The sequence below is a fragment of the Staphylococcus simiae genome (assembly GCF_002902085.1).
GTDB classification, from domain to species: domain Bacteria; phylum Bacillota; class Bacilli; order Staphylococcales; family Staphylococcaceae; genus Staphylococcus; species Staphylococcus simiae.
The window spans coordinates 836-4,862 of sequence record NZ_PPQR01000134.1; the positions used below are offsets into that span (position 1 = coordinate 836).

Below are 4,027 nucleotides of genomic sequence, written 5' to 3' on the forward strand. Positions count from 1 at the left end.
ATTATTTGGTCAATTATTGAGAGGTAATATAAAAATTATAATAAACTTGAAATGAGTGTATTTTGAAAAAATGATATTTAAATCGAATAAAGTATTGAAGAATAGTTGAATTATACAATTATATTAAACTAGTATTACATTTCTCGATATAATCCAATGACTTTACCAATTACTATTACTTTATCTAAATAAATAGGATCCATTGTATTATTTTCAGGTTGCAATCTGTATCTATTCTTTTCTTTGAAAAATCTTTTGACTGTTGCTTCTTCTTCCTCTGTCATTGCAACAATGATATCTCCATTTTCAGCAAAAGTCTGGCTTCGTACAATTACTTTGTCACCATCTAAAATACCTGCTTCAATCATACTGTCACCGACAACATTTAAAATAAATATGTCGCTATTATGTGTTGAAGTTAAGTGCTCTGGTAACGGAAAGTATTCTTCTATATTCTCAACAGCAGTTATAGGGATACCTGCTGTTACTTTACCAATTACTGGTACATGGATTGTCTCTTCCATATTAATATTGTCATTAGTTTGCTCACTTACTATTTCAATTGCACGAGGTTTCGTAGGGTCTCGTTTTATATAGCCTTTTTCTTCTAATCTTGATAGATGTCCGTGCACTGTTGAACTAGAGGCTAATCCAACAGCTTCTCCAATTTCACGAACACTCGGTGGATAACCTTTTGACTGAACTACTTGCTTTATATAATTGTATATTTCACTTTGTCGTTTTGTTAATTCTCTCATATATTGGCACTCCCTAATTTGGTTTAAACTAATTATAGCATTAATTATAAAATTGAACAAACGTTTGTTCGTAAAAATGTTGACACAGAACACGCGTTCTGTTAAAGTTTGTATACAAACAAATGTTCTAGGAGTGATTTTAAGTGTTCAATAATATAAATAAAACTATTTTAACATATATATCAATATTTTTAATTTCATGTGCTGTTTTTACAGTATTTATCATAAGTGTTAACATTAGTGCTCATACAGAACAAACGTACGAAATGACGGATCATCAGTTACGTCAAAATAATAATAATCGTTCGTACGAACATACAAACGCTACAAACGATAACGAACAAGATTCGCCAAAAGTGTTCGCATCAATAAATTAATTTTTGATATTGTATTCATGTTAACCAAAACTTTAGCCTACTATGAAAAATCGTATAGTGGGCTTTTTGTTATTTTTATACTTCTATAATTAAATTGATTCATTAACGATTTAGTTACTTTTATAAATGATGTATATTTGTTATATTTCTCGTAGAATGAACTAACTAGAGAAAGTAGGAATTGCTATGAGTGAAAATGATTTGAATATAGACAGAATTAATGAACTTGCTAGAAAGAAAAAAGAACAAGGTTTAACAGAAGAAGAAGCAAAAGAGCAATCTAAATTACGTAAAGCCTATTTGGATAGTTTTAGAAAAGGATTCAAACAACAAATTGAAAATACAAAAGTAATTGACCCTGAAGGAAATGATGTAACTCCTGAAAAAATTAAGGAGATACGTAACAAAAATAACGATAAAAAGTAATTTGTAACAAATTAAAGAAGATTCAGATAAATAGATGAAATGTAAGTGTTTTACTTATCTTTTTATTATATAATTAGTTATAATGAACATAATAAAATAGAAGAAGGGAAGATATAATTTATGTTTAATGAAAAAGATCAATTAGCTGTGGATACAATTCGTGCTTTAAGTATCGACACTATCGAAAAAGCAAATTCTGGACACCCAGGATTACCTATGGGCGCTGCGCCAATGGCATATACATTATGGACACGTCACATGAATTTTAATCCTCAATCAAAAGATTACTTTAACAGAGATCGTTTTGTTTTATCTGCAGGTCATGGTTCAGCTTTACTTTATAGTTTGTTACATGTTTCTGGCAGTCTTGAACTAGAAGAATTAAAACAATTTAGACAATGGGGTTCTAAAACTCCTGGACATCCAGAATTTAAACATACTGATGGCGTTGAAGTTACAACTGGTCCATTAGGACAAGGTTTTGCAATGTCAGTAGGTATGGCTTTAGCTGAAAGTCATTTAGCTGGTAAATTTAATAAAGATCAATTCAATGTTGTTGATCATTATACTTATGTTTTAGCTTCAGATGGAGATTTAATGGAAGGTATTTCACATGAAGCCGCTTCATTTGCTGGACATAATAAATTAAGTAAATTAATCGTGTTATATGATTCAAATGATATTTCATTAGATGGCGAATTAAATAAAGCATTTTCTGAAAATACTAAACAACGCTTTGAATCATATGGCTGGAATTATTTATTTGTTAAAGATGGTAATGATTTAGAAGAAATTGACAATGCCATCAATGAAGCTAAATCACAAGAAGGTCCTACGATTATTGAAGTTAAAACTACAATTGGATTTGGATCTCCAAATAAAGCTGGTACAAATGGAGTTCACGGTGCTCCTTTAGGCGAAGATGAAAGAAAATTAACTTTAGAAAATTATGGTTTAGACCCTGAAAAACGTTTTAACGTTCCTGATGAAGTGTATGAAATCTTCCAAACAACAATGTTACAAAGAGCTAATGAAGATGAGTCTAAATGGGAAGCGTTAGTTAAAGAATATAGTAATGCCTATCCTGAACTTGCTGAAGAATTTAAAATGGCAGTTAGTGGTAAATTACCTGCTAATTATCGTGATGAGTTACCTCGTTTCGATTTAGATCATAATGGTGCATCTCGTGCAGATTCTGGTGAAGTAATTCAAGCGTTAAGTAAATCTGTACCATCATTCTTCGGTGGATCAGCTGACCTTGCTGGATCAAATAAATCAAACGTTAAAGATGCAGCAGACTATACTCCATCAACACCAGAAGGTAAAAATATTTGGTTTGGTGTACGTGAATTTGCAATGGGTGCTGCAGTAAATGGTATGGCAGCACATGGTGGATTACATCCATATGGCGCAACTTTCTTTGTATTTAGTGATTACTTGAAACCAGCACTACGTTTATCATCAATTATGGGCTTAAATTCAACATTTATTTTCACACACGATTCAATTGCTGTTGGTGAAGATGGTCCTACTCATGAACCAATCGAACAGTTGGCTGGATTAAGAGCTATTCCTAATATGAATGTTATCCGTCCAGCAGACGGTAATGAAACAAGAGTTGCTTGGGAAGTAGCATTAGAATCAGAAAATACACCAACGTCTCTAGTGTTAACTCGTCAAAACTTACCAGTACTTGATGTACCAGAAGATGTAGTTGAAGAAGGCGTTCGTAAAGGTGCATATGTTGTATACGAAACTTCAGAAACTCCTGAATTCTTACTATTGGCTACTGGTTCAGAAGTAAGTCTAGCAGTAGATGCTGCAAAAGATATTGAAAAACAAGGTAAAGGGGTTCGCGTTGTTTCAATGCCAAACTGGAATGCATTTGAACAACAATCTGATGAATATAAAGAATCAGTTATTCCTTCTTCTATTACAAAACGAATTGCTATTGAAATGGCTTCACCACTTGGTTGGCATAAATATGTTGGCTCTGAAGGTAAAGTTATCGGAATAGATGGTTTCGGTGCAAGTGCCCCTGGAGATTTAGTAGTAGAAAAATATGGTTTTACAAAAGAAAATGTATTAAACCAAGTGTTAAACTTCTAAACAACATAATTGTAAGAGAGTCTAGTATAACTAGGCTCTTTTTGTTTTTTTGGATGTTTTATATTTGCGAGAATTTTATAAGGATTAATGAGTTGATTATAATTTAAATAGTTTGATGTCAATATTGTTAAAAATTGGTCAAATATAGAAACGTCTGTTTGAATAATATTAACGATAGTTTGAAAGATTCGATAGAAATTCTATGTAGTAAAATTATGATCCTTGAATGTTTATTAAAATGAAGATTAAGCATTTTATTATTTAAATTGTTAGTCTAAATAACAAAGCAATTAACAACTATCAATAACTTGTGATAAATTATAAATTGTTAAATAAATATATTTAAAGCACTGTTAT

The 4,027-nt window shown here is 31.2% G+C and carries 4 protein-coding genes; 3 read left to right on the plus strand and 1 reads right to left on the minus strand.

What is annotated here, in order from left to right; genetic code table 11:
* Positions 1-134: 134 nt before the first annotated feature.
* Positions 135-758 carry a transcriptional repressor LexA gene (lexA, locus tag CD113_RS11740; protein ID WP_002465166.1) on the minus strand — a complete coding sequence of 208 codons (624 nt, stop codon included), beginning with the start codon at positions 756-758 and terminating at the stop codon, positions 135-137.
* A 143-nt stretch (positions 759-901) separates the two neighbouring features.
* On the opposite strand from lexA, the gene sosA reads away from it, so the two are divergent.
* The 3 genes from sosA (at position 902) to tkt (ending at position 3,670) form a co-directional block, all read left to right on the plus strand.
* Entirely contained in the window at positions 902-1,135 is a 234-nt protein-coding gene (gene sosA / locus CD113_RS11745; protein WP_002465165.1) for a DNA damage-induced cell division inhibitor SosA, read from the plus strand.
* A gap of 186 nt (positions 1,136-1,321) precedes the next feature.
* Positions 1,322-1,561 (plus strand): DUF896 domain-containing protein, encoded by a 240-nt coding sequence (locus tag CD113_RS11750; RefSeq protein WP_002465164.1) that lies wholly within the window; start codon positions 1,322-1,324, stop codon positions 1,559-1,561.
* 120 nt (positions 1,562-1,681) lie between these two features.
* Positions 1,682-3,670, plus strand: a complete 1,989-nt coding sequence (tkt, locus tag CD113_RS11755; protein WP_002465163.1) for a transketolase — start codon at positions 1,682-1,684, stop codon at positions 3,668-3,670.
* The last annotated feature ends 357 nt before the right edge of the window (positions 3,671-4,027 follow it).